Annotated in this window: 8 protein-coding genes; 7 read left to right on the top strand and 1 reads right to left on the bottom strand. The window is 75.8% G+C overall.

All coding sequences use genetic code 11. From position 1 onward, the window contains the following. Positions 1–263 precede the first annotated feature (263 nt). The 4 genes from ACIO9K_RS35675 (at position 264) to moeZ (ending at position 5,559) form a co-directional block, all read left to right on the top strand. Positions 264–1,943 carry a DUF3492 domain-containing protein gene (locus tag ACIO9K_RS35675; RefSeq protein ID WP_400335975.1) on the top strand — a complete coding sequence of 560 codons (1,680 nt, stop codon included), beginning with the start codon at positions 264–266 and terminating at the stop codon, positions 1,941–1,943. After that, positions 1,943–3,043 carry a hypothetical protein gene (locus ACIO9K_RS35680; RefSeq protein ID WP_400335978.1) on the top strand — a complete coding sequence of 367 codons (1,101 nt, stop codon included), beginning with the start codon at positions 1,943–1,945 and terminating at the stop codon, positions 3,041–3,043. Before ACIO9K_RS35675 ends, ACIO9K_RS35680 begins: the two co-directional genes overlap by 1 nt. A 119-nt stretch (positions 3,044–3,162) precedes the next feature. Further along, positions 3,163–4,152 (top strand): NAD-dependent epimerase/dehydratase family protein, encoded by a 990-nt coding sequence (locus ACIO9K_RS35685; RefSeq protein WP_363621473.1) that lies wholly within the window; start codon positions 3,163–3,165, stop codon positions 4,150–4,152. 228 nt (positions 4,153–4,380) lie between these two features. Next, positions 4,381–5,559, top strand: a complete 1,179-nt coding sequence (gene moeZ, locus ACIO9K_RS35690) for an adenylyltransferase/sulfurtransferase MoeZ (protein WP_363372596.1) — start codon at positions 4,381–4,383, stop codon at positions 5,557–5,559. Positions 5,560–5,619: 60 nt separating this feature from the next. Here the strand turns inward: moeZ and ACIO9K_RS35695 are convergent, their stop codons facing one another. Then, positions 5,620–8,367 carry a flippase-like domain-containing protein gene (locus ACIO9K_RS35695; RefSeq protein ID WP_400335982.1) on the bottom strand — a complete coding sequence of 916 codons (2,748 nt, stop codon included), beginning with the start codon at positions 8,365–8,367 and terminating at the stop codon, positions 5,620–5,622. Between the two features lie 134 nt (positions 8,368–8,501). Here ACIO9K_RS35695 and ACIO9K_RS35700 point away from each other — a divergent pair, with 134 nt between their 5' ends. The 3 genes from ACIO9K_RS35700 to ACIO9K_RS35710 all read left to right on the top strand — a co-directional run bounded on the left by ACIO9K_RS35700 (position 8,502) and on the right by ACIO9K_RS35710 (position 15,616). Further along, positions 8,502–8,864: an MGMT family protein gene (locus ACIO9K_RS35700; RefSeq protein WP_400335984.1), complete on the top strand. Its 363-nt coding sequence runs from the start codon at positions 8,502–8,504 to the stop codon at positions 8,862–8,864. Between the two features lie 174 nt (positions 8,865–9,038). Further along, positions 9,039–12,356: an ATP-dependent helicase gene (locus ACIO9K_RS35705; protein WP_400335986.1), complete on the top strand. Its 3,318-nt coding sequence runs from the start codon at positions 9,039–9,041 to the stop codon at positions 12,354–12,356. Between the two features lie 32 nt (positions 12,357–12,388). Next, positions 12,389–15,616: a UvrD-helicase domain-containing protein gene (locus tag ACIO9K_RS35710; protein ID WP_400335988.1), complete on the top strand. Its 3,228-nt coding sequence runs from the start codon at positions 12,389–12,391 to the stop codon at positions 15,614–15,616. Positions 15,617–15,733 lie beyond the last annotated feature (117 nt).

Below are 15,733 nucleotides of genomic sequence, written 5' to 3' on the forward strand. Positions count from 1 at the left end.
GAACGGGCGTGCGCCCGGGGGAACGGATCGCGGGAGGGGCGCGGCCGGACCGTCGGGCCGGACGGCCGCACCACCGCTCGGTGGTGCCCCGCCCCGGGGGAGCGTCGCGGTGTCGTACCCGGCCGACCGGACTCCTCGCCCCCGGACCGTCCCCGCCGCCGTGCGGGGCCGCCCCGGTGGCCACTCAAGCCGCTCAAGCCATCCGTCGATCCGCCCGCCCGTGATCCGCCCGCCCGTGATCCGCTCTGCCCTGGAGGTCTCCCGTGCGCATCGCCCTGCTCACCGAGGGTGCCGGCCCACATTCCCGGCGCGGCGCCGGAGGCTGGTGCGACCGGCTGGCCGCGGGCCTGCCGGAGCACGAGTTCGGGCTGTACCTGCTGACCGGCCAGGGCGGCCAGGGCACCGCCGAGCGGCTGTCGCCCGCCTGGCGCGGGGCGCGCGAGCTGGCGCTGTGGGGGCGACGGCCGGGCGGCCGGGTGCCCGGCACGCTGCGCGGACGCCAGTACGCCCGGGCGTACGAGGACCTGGTCAGAGCCCTGGTGCTGCCGGGGGAGCGGGCCGGCTTCGGGGCCGGGTTGTACCGGCTGGCCGTCCTCGCCCGGGAGGACGGCAGGCTGCCCGCCTTCCTCGCCTCCGCGCACGCCCGGCGCACCCTGGAGCGGGTCTGGCGGCTGCCGGGCGCGGAGACCTCGGCCGGGCAGCCGCTGGTCCGCGACGTGCTGGTCGCGGCGGACCTGCTGGAGCAGTGCCTGCGGCCGCTGTCCGCGCCCTGGTACGGCACCGGGCCCGACGGCCTCGGCGGCGCCGACCTGTGCCACGTGGTCGGCGGCGGCCCCGCGGCGCTGCCCGCGCTGGTCGCCCGGTACCTGCACGGGGTGCCGTTCGTGGTCACCGAGCACGGCCTGCACCTGCGCGAGCAGTACCTCGGCCACCGCGAGGCGCCGTACCGGTGGCCGGTCCGGGCGCTGCTGCTGGCGTACTTCCGGGCGCTCACCGAGGAGACCTACCGGCAGGCGGCCGTCCTGACCCCCGGCAGCGCCCACGACCAGCAGTGGCAGCGCCGCTGCGGGGCCGACCCGGCGCGCACCCGGGTGGTGTACGAGGGGACGCCCGCGGTGGTCCGCCCGGCGGCCGGGCCCGAGCCCGCCGTGCCGACCCTGGTGTGGGCGGGCGCGCTGGAGCCGGGGCGGGACACCGAGCTGATGCTGCACGCCTTCGCGCGGGTGCGCGCCGACCTGCCGAGGGCCCGGCTGGTGATCCACGGCGAGGAGGCCGCGCCCGGCTACCGGGCGCACTGCGCGGCGCTCGCCGAGCGGCTCGGACTGGCCGCGGCGGTGGACTTCGCCGGGCGGCCCGGCTCGCTCGCCGAGGTCTGGGAGGGCGGCACGCTGGCCGTGTTCTCCGCGCTGTCCCAGCGCAGCCCCCGGCTGCTCGCGGACGCGATGCTCAGCGGCCGGGCCGTGGTGTCCACCGACGTCGGGGTGGCTCGCGAGGTGGTCGGGCCGACCGGGCTGCTGGTGCCCGCCCGGGACCCGCGCGCGCTGGCCGGCGCCTGCCTGGCGCTGCTGCGCGACGAGGAGCGGCGCGCCCGGCTCGGGCTGGCCGGGCGGCTGCGGGCGCAGGAACGCTTCGCCGTGGAGCCGGTGATCGGCGCCTTCCGGGAGATCTACCTGGAGCTGGTCTCGCAGTACCCGGCCTTCCCCGGCGGCGGGGCCGGCGGCGCGGCCGGGGAGCCACCGCGCCCGTTCGCCCGGCCCGCCGAGTACTGGCTCGCCGACGGCCGCCGCGCGCCGGACGGCCCGGGCGGCCAGGGTGCCCCGGACGCGGCGGACGGCCCCGGCGGACGCCACGGCGCCGGGCCGGCCGGGTCCGAGCGGCCGGAGGACGGGGGCGGCGACGCCGGCGCGCAAGAGCGCCCCGGCGCCCTCGCGGAGGCCGTCTGATGGCGGGCGGCGCGGCGCCGGGCGGCCCCGGGAGCCCGGTGGGGGACCCGGTGCGCGAGGTGATGGCCGAGCACCGGGCGCTGTGCGAGCGGGCCGTCGACCCGCTGGAGATCGCCGCCGGACTGGAGGAGGCCGGGCTCGGCCCGCAGGCCGCCGCGCGCTGCCGGCACGCCGACCTGTTCTCGCTCGCCGAGGAGCTGTACGCGCGGGTGCCCCGCCGCCCACCCGTGCCGGAGCCGCCGCGCGGCCGGGAGTGCGCCGCCGCCACCCGGGCGACGCTGACCGCCGCCGCGCTGGCCGCGCTGCCCTGCGCGGCCGTGGTCGCGCTCGGCGCCCGCTGGCCGGTGCTGCTGCCGGCCGCCGTCCCGCTGGTGCTGGTGCCCGCCCTGGCCGCGGACCCCGCCGCCGAGCCCGGCCCGCCGGACACCCGCCCCTGCGGCGCGGTGGACGGGCTGGGCCCGGCGCGGGCGCCGCGGCGGGCCGGCTCCCGGTGGCACCCGGCGGCGCTGGGGCACGGGCTGGGCCTGGCCGCGCTGCTGCTGCTCCCGCTGGCCGCGGCGGACGGGGACCGGCGGCTGACCGCCGCGCTGGTGCTGGCCGGGGCGGTGTCGGCCGGGTCGGCCGAGCGGGCGGCCCGCTGGTACCGGCAGGTCGGCCGCGGCCATCTCGGCGCGGCGGCCACGCTGGCCGAGTTCCGGTCCCGGATGCGGCCGGTGCTCCCGGTGGCGGTCGCCCTGCACCTGGCGGTGCTCGCGGTGCTGACCTTCGCCGCGCTGGCGGTGCTGACCGTCCTCGCGCCGCGCCCCGGGCCGGGCCACGGCGGGGGCCTGCTGCACCTGGCGGCCGAACGGGCCGGCGCCGCTCAGTGGGCGGCGCAGGGCGTGCTGGGCCTGCTGCTGGTGCTGCCCGCGCTGCTGGCCCGCTGCGGCCGGACGGCGGCCGCCGCGGCGGGTGCGCTGGCCGGGCCCGCCGTGGCGCTCGGGCTGCTCGCCCTGGGCCGTTCCGGGCCGACGGCCGGGGTGCTCGGCGGCGGCGCGGTCGCCGCGGTGCTGCTGGCGTACGCCTGGGCCGTGCTCGGCCGGGCCGGTTCGCACCGCTGAGCCCCGCCCGCCGGTGCGGCCCCGGGCGCCGCCCCCTTCTCTCTGCTCTCACTCAGTCCGCTCTTGATTTTCAGTCCGCCAGGTCGTCCCCGACCTCGCTTCGTGGAAGGACGCCCCCGATGAGGGTGCTGCTGCTGGGCGCCGACGGTTTCATCGGCCGCCGGGTCACCGATCGTCTGCTCATGGACCAGGAGTTGCAGGTGACGGTGCTCGGCCGGCGCGACTCGGCCGACATCCGCTTCGACCTGACCACCGGAAGCCCGGGCGCGCTGGCCCGGTTCCTGGACGCGGTCGTGCCGCAGGTGGTGATCAACTGCGCGGGCGCCACCTACGGCAGCTCGCGCACCCTGATCCGGTCGAACACGCTGGCCGTCGCCACCGTCTGCGAGGCGATCCGGCGCAGCCGGGAGCCGGCCCGGCTGGTGCACGTCGGCTCGGCCGCCGAGTACGGCCCGGTGCCGGGCGGGGTGCCGGTGTCGGAGCAGGCCGAGCCGCGGCCGGTCGGCCCGTACGGGGTGTCCAAGCTGGCCGGGACGGAGCTGGTGCTGGCGTCGGGCCTGGACGCTGCGGTGCTGCGGGTGTTCGACGTGGTGGGCCCGGGGGCGCCGACCGCCTCGCTGTTCGGGCGGCTCGCGGAGGGGCTGCGGCGGGCCCTGGAGCGGGACGAAACCCAGGTGCGGATGCCGGACCTGTCCGGATACCGGGATTTCGTGGACGTGCGGGACGTCGCGCGGGCGATTCAGGCGGCGGCGGTGTCGGCCGCCACCGGGGTGGTCAACATCGGCAGCGGGCACGCCGTCCGGGCCCGGGACGCGGCCCAGCTGCTGGTCCGGGCGTCCGGCTTCGAGGGGGCGATCGTCGAGGAGAACCGCCAGGTCCTGCTGCCCGCGCAGGCCGGCGGCCCGGTCGGCGACCACCTGCCGGGCCACCACCTGCCGGGCCACCGGGTGGAGGGCCACCGGCCGGAGGGCCGGGTCGCGGCGGGGGAGCCGGTGCCGTGGCGGCAGGCGGACGTGCGCACCGCCCGGGACCGTCTCGGCTGGCGGACACAGGTGCCGCTGGAGGAGTCGCTCGGGGACGTCTGGCTGGAGACGGCCTGCCGGGTCTGAGCGGCCACCGGGAGCGCCCCGGGCCCGTCGGCACAGGCCCGGGGCGCTTTTCCGGGCTCCGGCGGGCGGTCCCACGATCCGACGCCGGCCGTCTCGCCCATCGGACGAGCTGTCTCGGAATACCGGAGGGGCGTGACACTGTTGGCCTAGGAGCCACCCGCGTGGCGGCGCAGCAACCACCATGAGGCTGGCCCAGGCCACCTGAACCAGACACCCATCGGAGTCCCCGTGTCGTTGCCACCCCTGGTCGAGCCGGCCGACGAGCTCACCGTTGACGAGGTCCGCAGGTACTCCCGCCACCTGATCATCCCCGACGTGGGCATGGCCGGGCAGAAGCGGCTGAAGAACGCCAAGGTGCTGTGCGTCGGCGCCGGCGGCCTGGGCTCGCCCGCGCTGATGTACCTGGCCGCGGCCGGTGTCGGCACGCTGGGCATCGTCGAGTTCGACGTGGTCGACGAGTCGAACCTGCAGCGCCAGATCATCCACGGCCAGTCGGACGTGGGCCGCTCCAAGGCGGAGTCGGCGCGGGACTCGGTCAAGGAGATCAACCCCTACGTCGACGTGATCCTCCACGAGGAGCGCCTCGACAACTCCAACGTCATGGAGATCTTCTCCGGCTACGACCTGATCGTGGACGGCACCGACAACTTCGCCACCCGCTACCTCGTGAACGACGCCGCGGTGCTGCTCGGCAAGCCGTACGTGTGGGGCTCGATCTACCGCTTCGACGGCCAGGCCAGCGTGTTCTGGGCCGAGCACGGCCCCTGCTACCGCTGCCTCTACCCGGAGGCCCCGCCGGCGGGCATGGTCCCCTCCTGCGCCGAGGGCGGCGTGCTGGGCGTGCTGTGCGCGTCCATCGGCTCGATCCAGGTCACCGAGGCGATCAAGCTGCTGGCCGGCGTGGGTGACCCGCTGGTCGGCCGGCTGATGATCTACGACGCCCTGGAGATGAACTACCGCCAGGTGAAGGTCCGCAAGGACCCGGACTGCGCCGTCTGCTCCGAGCACCCGACGGTCACCGAGCTGATCGACTACGAGGCCTTCTGCGGCGTCGTGTCGGAGGAGGCGCAGGCCGCCGCCGCCGGCTCGACCGTCACCTCGGCGCAGCTCAAGCAGTGGCAGGACGACAAGGAGGACATCTTCCTGATCGACGTCCGCGAGCCCGGCGAGTACGAGATCGTCAACATCCCCGGCGCGGTGCTGATCCCGAAGAACGAGTTCCTCATGGGCGACGCCCTGGAGAAGCTGCCGCAGGACCGCAAGATCGTGCTGCACTGCAAGTCGGGCGTGCGCTCGGCCGAGGTGCTGGCCGTGGTCAAGGCGGCCGGCTTCGCCAACGCCGTCCACCTGGGCGGCGGCGTGCTCGGCTGGGTCAACCAGATCGAGCCGCACAAGCCGGTCTACTAGAACGCCGGAACGCACCGGAAGGGCCCGCCTCGGCGGGCCCTTCCGCGTATCCGGTGGACGTCAGAGCGCGCCGCGGCGCTGCAGCACGTTGTAGGAGATCCAGCCCGGCAGCACCGGCAGCCAGAAGGTGAGCGCCCGGTAGAGGAAGACCGCCGGGGTGGCGACCGCCGGCGACACGTCCGCGACCGTCAGGGCGCCGATCAGGGCGACCTCGACCGGGCCGATGCCGCCCGGGGTGGGGATCGCCGAGCCGGCCGCGTTGGCGGTCAGGAAGACCACCGCGACCGCCGAGAAGCTGACGTCGCCGCCGAAGGCCTGAACCGAGGCGTCCAGGCAGGCGGTGAAGGACAGGGTCAGCAGCAGGATGCCGCCGAAGCCGGTGACCAGCTTGCTGGGCGTCTGCATCAGGTCGAGCATCCGCGGCACCACGCCGAAGAACAGCGAACGCAGCCGGCCCAGCACGAACCGGCGCAGCGGCGCGACCGCCGCCACCACGAGGGCGAGCACGGCGGCGGTCAGCACGCCGATGATCACCGCGCGGGAGGCGGACAGGTCGCCGTTGGTCTGGCTGCCGGTGATCAGGCCGAAGCTGAACAGCAGCAGCAGGTGCCCGGCCAGGCCGGCCAGCTGGGAGGCGCCGACCGAGGCCACCGCCTGGCCGGAGCGGATCCCGGCCTTCTGCAGGTAGCGGGTGTTGAGCGCGATGCCGCCGATCGCGGCGGGCGCGACCAGCTTGACGAAGGAGCCGGCCAGCTGGGCCGCGACGGTGCGCCGGAACGGCAGCTTCTCCGGGACGAATCCGGTCAGGCTCATCGCGGCGGCGACGTAGCTGAACGCGGCCGCCAGCAGGGCCGCCGCCGCCCAGACCCAGTCCATCTGGGAGAGCTTGAGCTGGGCCGGCTTGATGGTGGTCAGCGCCAGGTAGGCGGCGAAGGTGAGCGCGATCACCATGATCAGGCTCTTCGGCTTCAGCCGCTCCAGCTTGGCCGGCTCCATCGGCGCCTCGGGGGCGATCTGGAGGATCTGGCCGCGGATGCGGCTCAGCAGGTCCTCGCCGGCCACCGCGATGTCCTCCTCGGCCTGCTGCTGGGTGCGCTCGCCGGCCGCGACCTGCTCCAGCGCCCTGGCCCGGGCGACGGTCTTGCGCTCCTTGGTGAGCCGCGCGAGGTCGACCCTGGTGGAGCGGCTCATCCCGACCGGCTGGAGCAGCGGCAGCGCCTGGGCGACCCGGTCGGCGCCGAGCACCGCGTTGGCGGTGGCGACGGCCCGCTCCGGGCCGATCCGCAGCGCGAAGGTGGTGACCAGCTGGGCGACGTCGATGCGCAGCGTCAGGTCGGTGGCGGCGATGTCGCCGCCGGAGAGGTTGACCAGGCAGGCCGTCTTCTCGTCCACCACCAGCAGCGACTCGCCGGTCAGCCGGCGGTGGGCGATCCGGCGCTCGTGCAGGGCCGCCACCGACTCCCAGAGCGAGGCCATCACCTGGTCGGTGACCTCCTCGTCGGAGAGCTCGTCCAGGATGCGGCCCTCGACCTTGCCGTAGACCAGGATCGCGGCGTCCGGACCCAGCTCGGAGGTGGCGACCAGCTGCGGCGCGCGGGCGCCCGACGCGGCCGCCGCGTAGGCGATCAGGGCCTCCTGCTCCAGCGCCTGGCGCAGCGACTGCGGGCTGCGGCGCACCGCCACCGAGCGCAGCCGCAGCCGCCGCCAGGCCCGGTAGAAGAAGCCGGAGGCCTGCTGCTCGCGGTCGATGATGTGGACGTCCAGCGGCGGGCCGCTCTGCTGGGCGACGTAGTAGCGGCGGGTGCCGCCGGGCGCGTCCGGGGCGCGGTGGGCGCTCTCCGGGGTGAAGCCGACCTTGCGCAGGCCGATCATCAGGTGCTGGCCGGTGGGCCGGATGTTCGGGGAGCCGATCGCGTACAGCGTGCCGTACGCGACGGACCAGCCGATCAGGACGGTGAGCAGCAGCGACAGCGGGGTGGTGTAGCCGCCGAGCAGTTCGGTGATCCCGCTGAAGATCACCACCACCCACAGGGCGACCCGCCACCGGGGGCGGCTCGACATGCCGACCGCGGTCATGTAGGCGATCACCGGGGCGAGGTAGCCGTGCACCGGGTCGGTGAGGGTGCCGTTGCTGTCCATCGGCAGCCTGGTCAGCGCGTCCCGGATGTGGTCGGAGGCGCCTTCGGCCACCCACCAGTCGATGCCCAGCGAGACGCCGTAGGCGAGCACCGAGGCGAGCACGCCGTCGGCGACCCGCAGGCCGTCGCGTTTGATCAGCCGCTCGACCGCGAAGGCCAGCGGCACGGCGAGCACCGCGACGCTGGAGAGCAGGCCGGTGATCGTGGAGAGCACCGCGGAGAAGTGCGGCGCGTTGGTGGCGATGTCCTGTTCGATGCCGGTGGTGGTCGAGGTGGCGATGCCCGCCAGCACGAAGACGGCGACTATGCCGAAGACGCCGGCCAGGAAGCGGATCAGGTCGGACGGGCGGTGCGCCCGGGCGGCGAGCAGGGGCTCGTCGACGTCCAGGTGCGGGGTGCCGTCCAGCGGGTCGTGGTAGTCGGGCAGCGGGCGCCGGGCCGGCGGTTCGGCAGCCGCCGGTCCGGGGACGGCCGGTTCCCCGGGGGCCTCGGCGGGTTCGGCGGGTTCTTCGGAGGCCTCGGCGGGCGCGGGGGTCTTGATCGTCAGGTCCTTGATCAGGGAGACTTCCGGCGTCGGCCCGGTCGCGGGCCCACCACCGGGAGCCGAGGGCACGGCGGCGGCGGACTCGTCGGAGTCCTCGTCCACACCCACGTCAGCCGTCCCGGTCATCTGGTCTTGTCCTCGTATCACCACTCACCGCCCCGAAGATGGTGGCATGCCTCGGCGCCCCGTGCTGGACAGGGGCCGGATCGGGCGCGGCGGATCGTTCGTACGGGGCCGCGGGTGCGCCCCCGTGAGGAAGAATGCCGCAGGTGACGGACGTAACAGACGACGGCCTCCCGGACACCCTGCCGCCCTTCGCCGAACTGGTGCTCGACCTGACCGAGCGGATTCCACCCGGCAGGGTGATGACCTACGGGGACGTCGCCGAGTACCTCGGCCAGGGCGGCCCCCGGCAGGTCGGCCGGGTGATGGCCCTGTACGGCGGCTCGGTCCCCTGGTGGCGGGTCATCCGCGCCGACGGCCGCTTCCTGCCCGGGCACGAGCACCGCGCCCTCGCCCACTACGGCGAGGAAGGCACCCCGCTGCGCGAACTCGCCGACCCGCCCCGGGTCGACCTGCGCCGGGCCCGCTGGGACGGGCGGGAGCCGGGCGCCGCGGAGTGAGGTTGCCGCGGAACGCGCGACGAGGCCGCCGCGGACCGGGGATGCCGCGGACCGGGGATGCCGCGAAACCGCCGCGCCGACGGGAATGACGGGGCAGGATCGTAGGCTCGATACGGGCGGGCCCCGGCGGGCCCGCCCGACCACGCCTCCAGCACAACCCCAGGATCCGCCTCCGTGAGTTCCCCGTACCGGCTCGTGCGCAGCCCGCTCGTCCAGCCCGCCCCACCCGTGCTGGACGAGTACCAGCGCGCCGTGGTCGAGCACGGCGGCGGGCCGCTGCTGGTGCTCGCCGGCCCCGGGACGGGCAAGACCACCACCCTGGTCGAGGCCGTCGCCCGGCGGATCGAGGACGGCACCGACCCCGAGCGCATCCTCGTCCTCACCTTCAGCCGCAAGGCCGCGACGGAACTGCGCGACCGGATGTCCGCCCGGCTCGGCTCCTCCTCGGCAGCCCCCCAGGCCACCACCTTCCACTCCTTCAGCTACGCCCTGCTGCGCGCCCACCAGGACCCGCAGGACTACGCCGAACCGCTGCGGCTGCTCTCCGGCCCCGAGCAGGACGTCATGGTCCGCGAACTGCTGGCCGGCGGGGCCGAGGACGCGAAACTCGGCAGCTCCCGGATCCACTGGCCGCTCGACCTGCGGGCCTGCCTGACCACCCGCGGCTTCGCCGACGAGGTCCGTGCCGTCCTCGCCCGCAGCCGCGAGCTGGGCCTCGGCGAAGCCGAACTGGAGCGCTTCGCCCAGGGCGTCCAGCGCCCCGACTGGGCCGCCGCCGCGCACTTCCTCGCCGACTACCTCGACGTGCTCGACCTGCGCGGCGTCCTCGACTACGCCGAACTCGTCCACCGGGCCGTCCTGCTCGCCGAACGCCCCGAGGTCGCCGAGCAACTGCGGCGGCGCTACGAGGTGGTGTTCGTCGACGAGTACCAGGACACCGACCCCTCCCAGGTCCGGCTGCTGCGCCAGCTGGCCGGCGGCGGTCGCGAACTCGTCGCGGTCGGCGACCCCGACCAGTCGATCTACGCCTTCCGCGGCGCCGACATCAACGGCATCCTCGACTTCCCGCAGACCTTCCGCCGGGCCGACGGCGAACCCGCCGACGTCAAGGTGCTGCGCGTCTCCCGCCGCTCCGGCGCCGTCCTGCTCGCCGCCTCCCGGGAGCTCGCCCGGCGGATGCCGATGGGCCGGCTGCCCGCCGACAAGCTCGCCCAGCACCGCGCGCTGCTGCCCTCCCGCGAGGGCGGCCGGGCCGAGGTCTACACCTACCCCACCCCCGGCGCCGAACTCGACTCGATCGCCGACCTGCTGCGCCGCGCCCACCTGGAGGACGGCGTGCCCTGGGGCGAGATGGCCGTCCTGGTCCGGGCCGGCGCCCGCTCCATCCCCGGCGTACGGCGGGCGCTCAGCGCGGCCGGCGTCCCGCTGGAGATCGACGGCGACGACCTGCCGCTGCGCGAGGAGCCGGCCGTCGCCCACCTGCTGCTCGCCCTGCGGGTCTGCGCCGAGCAGGCCGCCCGCGACCGGCACGGCGACCCCGACACACCCGACCCGCTCACCACCGACCTGGCCTACGCCCTGCTCACCGGCCCGCTCGGCGGCCTCGACGGCTCCGACCTGCGCCGCCTCGGCCGCGCCCTGCGCGAGGAGGAACGCGCCGCCCTGCGCGCCGACGGGGACCCGGCCGCCCCGCGCCCGGCCGGCGACCTGCTGCGCGAGGCCCTCGCCGAACCCGAGCGGCTGATCGCCCTCGACCCCGCCCACGCCCGCCGGGCCCGCGACCTCGGCACCCTGCTGCGCAAGGTCCGCGAACGCCTCGCCGGCGGCTGCACCGCCGAGGAGGCGCTCTGGGAGCTGTGGGACGGCAGCCGCCGCTGGCGCGAGCGCCTGGAACGGGCCGCCCTGCGCGGCGGCGCCGCCGGCCGCAACGCCGACCGCGACCTCGACGCGCTGTGCGCCCTGTTCGAGACCGCCGCCCGCGCCGAGGAACAGGTCACCGGCCACCGCGGCGCCCTCGACCTGCTCGCCGAGCTCGACGCCCAGGACATCGCCGCCGACACCCTCACCGTCCGGGCCGTGCGCCCCGAGGCCGTCCGGCTGATGACCGCCCACCGCTCCAAGGGCCTGGAGTGGCGACTGGTCGTCGTCGCCGGCGTCCAGGACGGCCTCTGGCCCGACCTGCGCCGCCGCGGCTCCCTGCTGGAGGCCGACCGGATCGGCCGCGACGGCCTCGCCGAACCGCTCTCCCCGGGCGCCCTGCTCGGCGAGGAGCGCCGGCTCTTCTACGTCGCCGCGACCCGCGCCCGGGAGCGGCTGATCGTCACCGCCGTCAAGGCCCCCGCCGACGACGGCGACGAGCCCTCCCGCTTCCTGCGCGAGCTCTACCGCGAGGACGTCGACCCGCGCACCGGAAGGGTCGTGCGCCGCACCCCGCCGGTCGTCGTCGAGGACGTCACCCACCGTCCGCGCCGCCCGCTGTCCGTCGCCGCACTGGTCGCCGAACTGCGGGCCGTCACCGTCGACCCGGCCCGCTCGCCCGAACTGCGCCGGGCCGCCGCCGAACGGCTCGCCCTGCTCGCCGCCGCCACCGACGACGAGGGCCTGCCACTGGTGCCCGCCGCCCGCCCCGACCGCTGGTGGGGCCTGGCCGACGCCACCGCCGCCCCCGACCCGCTGCGCAGCGCCGACCTGCCGGTGCGGCTGTCCGGCAGCGGCCTGGAGCAACTGGAGAACTGCTCGCTGCAGTGGTTCCTGGACAAGGAGGTCAAGGCCCGCGCAGCCGGCTCCGCCGCCCAGGGCTTCGGCAACGTCGTGCACGCGCTCGCCGACGAGGTCGGCTCCGGGCGCACCCCCGCCGACCTCGCCGTCCTGATGGAACGCCTGGACACCGTCTGGGACGCGCTGGCCTTCGACGCGCCCTGGAAGTCCCAGCAGGAGAAGACCCAGGCCCGCGCCGCCCTGGAGCGCTTCCTCAACTGGCACGTGCTGGAACGCGGCCGCGACCTCGTCGCCACCGAGCACGGCTTCGACGTCACCCTCGACGCCGGCGGCGTCTCGGTGCGCATCCGCGGCTCGATGGACCGGGTCGAGAAGGACGCGGCCGGGCGCGCCTACGTCGTCGACTTCAAGACCGGCAAGCAGATCCCCACCGACAGGTCGCTGCCCGAGCACAAGCAGCTCGCCGTCTACCAGCTCGCCGTCCGCGCAGGGGCCCTCAACGAGCTGCCCGGCTTCGCCGACCGCCCCCCGGCCACCGGCGGCGCCGAACTCGTCCACCTGCGCGAGCCCGCCGCCAAGGCCGCCCAGGACGCCCCCAAGGTGCAGCGGCAGGACCCGCCGGAGGGCGAGCCGTGGATCGAGAACCTGCTCGCCGACGCGGCCGGCCGGGTCCTCGCCGAGCGCTTCGTCCCGCAGACCGGCGGCGGCTGCGACCGCTGCACCTTCCGCCGCAGCTGCTCCGCCCAGCGGGACGGGGCGCAACTCGTCGAGTGAAGGTTGTCCGCCGCTCCGGTTAACGTTGCGGGGTGACCGCCGTGCTCAGCCATCCCGACCAGCTCAAGGAGCTGCTGGGCATCCCGTTCAACCGGGAGCAGATGGCGGCCATCGGCGCCCCCCTGGAACCGGCCGTGATCGTGGCCGGCGCGGGCTCCGGCAAGACCACGGTGATGGCCGCCCGGGTGGTCTGGCTGGTCGGCTCCGGCGCCGTCCGGCCCGAGGAGGTGCTCGGCCTCACCTTCACCAACAAGGCCGCCGGCGAACTCGCCGAACGCGTGCGCACCGCCCTGCTGCGGGCCGGTGTCACCGGGGAGGACGGCGCGGAGCCGCTCGGCGAACCGGAGATCTCCACCTACCACGCCTTCGCCGGCCGGCTGCTCAAGGAGCACGGCCTGCGGATCGGCATCGAACCCGACGTGCGGCTGCTCGCCGACGCCACCCGCTTCCAGCTCGCCGCCAAGGTGCTGCGCACCGCCCGCGGCCCGTTCCCCGCGCTCACCGGCACCTTCGCCAACCTGGTCGCCGACCTGATCGCCCTGGACGGCGAACTCGCCGAGCACCTGGTCGAGCCGGACACCCTGCGCGCCCACGACGAGGACCTGCTGGACACCCTCGCCACCGCCAAGCTCACCAACGACGACCTGCGGGCCGTCCCCGCCACCGCCCGGGCCCGGCTGGAGCTGCTGCGCCTGGTCGAGGACTACCGGCGCCGCAAGCACGCCGCCGGGCTGATGGACTTCGGCGACCAGATAGCCGCCGCCGCCCGGCTCGCCCAGCAGCGGCCCGAGGTCGGCGCGCTGCTCCGCGGCCAGTTCCGGGTCGTGCTGCTCGACGAGTACCAGGACACCTCGGTCGCCCAGCGGCTGATGCTGGCCGGCCTGTTCGGCGCCGGCCCGGGGGGACCGGGCGGCGGCCACCCCGTCAGCGGCCACCCCGTCACCGCCGTCGGCGACCCCTGCCAGGCGATCTACGGCTGGCGCGGTGCCTCCGTCGCCAACCTCGACGAGTTCCCCCGGCACTTCCCGAAGGCCGACGGCCGCCCCGCCGCCCGCTACGCGCTCAGCGAGAACCGCCGCAGCGGCGGGCGGCTGCTCGCCTTCGCCAACGAACTCGCCGCGCCGCTGCGGGCCATGCACGAGGGCGTCGAGGCGCTGCGCCCGGCCCCCGGCGCCGAGCAGGACGGCTACGCGCGGGCGGCGCTGCTGCCCACCCACGCCGAGGAGGTCGACTGGCTCGCCGACTCGATCGCCCACCTGGTGCGCACCGGCACCGCGCCCGGCCGGATCGCCGTGCTGTGCCGCGGCGGCGCGGCCTTCCCGGACATCCACGCGGCCCTGGTCGCCCGCGAGGTGCCGGTCGAGGTGGTGGGCCTGGGCGGGCTGCTGCAACTGCCCGAGGTGGCCGACCTGGTGGCGGTCTGCGAGGTGCTCCAGGACCCGACCGCCAACGCCGCGCTGGTGCGCCTGCTGATCGGCCCGCGCTGGCGGATCGGCCCGCGCGACCTCGCCCTGCTCGGTCGCCGGGCCGCCGACCTGGTGCGCACCGACCGGCCCGAGGGCGTGGAGGCGCTGACGGTGGCCGTCGCCGAGGCCGACCCCACCGAGGTGGTCTCGCTCGCCGACGCGGTGGAGACCTTCCTCGACGCGGAGCAGCCCGACGAACTGCCCTTCTCCGCCGAGGCCAGGGTCCGCCTGGCCCGCCTCGGCCAGGAGCTGCGCGACCTGCGCCGCTCGCTCGCCGACCCGCTGATGGACGTGCTGCACCGGGTGCTGGCCGTCACCGGCCTGGAGGTCGAACTCGCCGCCTCCCCGCAGGCGCTGGCCGCCCGGCGGCGCGAGACCCTGCACGCCTTCCTGGACGTCGCCGCCTCCTTCGCCGACCTCGACGGCGACCCCGGCCTGGCCGCCTTCCTCGGTTTCCTGCGCGCCGCCCAGGAGTACGAGCGCGGACTGGACAGCAGCCTGCCCGGCGGCGAGGACACCGTGAAGGTGCTCACCGCACACAAGTCCAAGGGCCTGGAGTGGGACGTCGTCGCCGTCCCCGGTCTGGTCAAGGGCTCGTTCCCGTCCACCACCTCGCGCGAGCGCTGGACCAGCAGCAAGCGGGTGCTCCCGCACGCCCTGCGCGGCGACGCGGACACCCTGCCCGACGTGCGCGGCGGGTGGGACGGCAAGGCCATGACCGCGTTCAAACGGCAGCTGGCCGAGCACTCCGGCACCGAGGAACTGCGCCTGGGCTACGTCGCGTTCACCCGCCCGCGCACGCTGCTGCTGGCCTCCGGGCACTGGTGGGGGCCCAGCCAGAAGACCGTCCGCGGCCCGTCCGCCTTCCTGGAGCAGCTGCGCGAGCACTGCGAGCGGCCCGGCGCCGGGGAGGTCGAGCACTGGGCCGAGCAGCCGGAGAAGGGCGCCGAGAACCCGGCGCTGGCCGCCCCCGTCGAGCACCCCTGGCCGCTGCCGCTGGACCCGGCCGCCCAGCTGGCCCGCCGCCGGGTCGCCGAGGTGGTGCACGCCCGGCTGGCCGGCGCGCCCGCCCCCGAGCCCGAGCCGATGGCCGCCGAGGACCAGCGCCAGGCGGCCTCCTGGGACCGCGACCTCACCGCGCTGCTGGGCGAGTTGGAGCGCTCCCGGCGCACCGCCCGCGACGTGCCGCTGCCCGCCGCGCTGTCCGCCACCCAACTGCTGCGCCTGGCCGCCGACCCGGACGGCTTCGCGCGCGACCTGGCCAGGCCGATGCCGCGCCCGCCGCAGCCGGCCGCCCGGCGGGGCACCCGCTTCCACGCCTGGGTGCAGTCCCGGATCGAACCGCTGCTGCTGATCGAGCCGGGCGCGCTGCCCGGCGCGGACGACGACGGCATCGAGGACGAGCAGGACCTGGAGCAGCTCAAGGAGGCGTTCCTGCGCACCCCGTACGCCCAGCGCCGGCCGCACCGGGTGGAGGCGCCGTTCCAGCTGGTGCTCGGGGGGCGGGTGGTGCGCGGCCGGATCGACGCGGTCTACCGGGACGGTGACGTGACGTCAGTAACCGGTGGCGCGTCACGCTACGAAGTGGTGGACTGGAAGACCCACCGCGAGGAGACTGCCGACCCGTTGCAGCTCGCGGTCTACCGGATCGCCTGGGCCGAGCAGGCGGGCGTTCCGCCGGAGCAGGTCACGGCTTCCTTCCTGTACGTCCGCAGCGGGCGGATCGTCCGTCCGGCAGGACTTCCCGACCGAAAAGAGTTGGAACGGCTCCTGATCGGGAACAGTGAAGAATGAGTCACGCAGAGCATTCAAGTCATCACGGCAGCGCCCGAAACCTGTGCGTCATGCACGTTTCGTGCCTATTGTGGGGTCGGTAACCGGTCAACCCCCGTGCTCCGGCCGCCAGCGAGG

The organism is Kitasatospora sp. NPDC087271, assembly GCF_044744605.1.
Classification (GTDB): Bacteria; Actinomycetota; Actinomycetes; order Streptomycetales; family Streptomycetaceae; genus Kitasatospora.